The 460-nt window shown below is 46.3% G+C and carries 1 protein-coding gene; it reads right to left on the bottom strand.

Annotated features, from left to right (window positions below; all coding sequences use genetic code 11):
- Positions 1-183 precede the first annotated feature (183 nt).
- The coding region (locus ACTHUE_RS20315; protein WP_440424312.1) for a hypothetical protein at positions 184-460 on the bottom strand (277 nt) is incomplete at its 5' end.

The raw sequence follows: 460 nt of genomic DNA, 5'->3' as shown, positions 1-460 counted from the left end.
CATTTATTGGATCAGGCGGAGAAAAGCGGTGTTGAAACAGAAATGTATCGGCTGCACAATTTCTATCCCAATCTGCACTGCGTGAAAGAGCATGATGTGGTGGCGGCGTATATCAAGCTGAACTAAAACCGTGTGGCAAACGAAATCCATATCGAGGCGGTACAGCCGGCAAATACAGAGCAGTTAGAAAAAATCAAATAGATGCAGGCTATCGAGCATAAGCCGCTGCTGTTTGATGAGGCGCAGCAAACCTTTGTGGCCGGTTGTTATCTGTAACACGGCAGCTGTAACTTTACTGCTAAGGCATCTAAGTGTTGCCCTGAATTGCGCGTGTTGGAATGCGTGTGTGATGTATTCTGTAACGATTGCTTTGATGATGTTTTGTTGGGAGTGTGTGGTTTGGTTGTTGATATATGCGGTTGTGCCGTTGTGTGTTTGTCTGGGGGGGTGTTTGGTTGTT

The organism is Neisseria sp. P0021.S005 (genome assembly GCF_051956955.1).
This window is presented reverse-complemented; position numbering and strand designations above follow the sequence as displayed.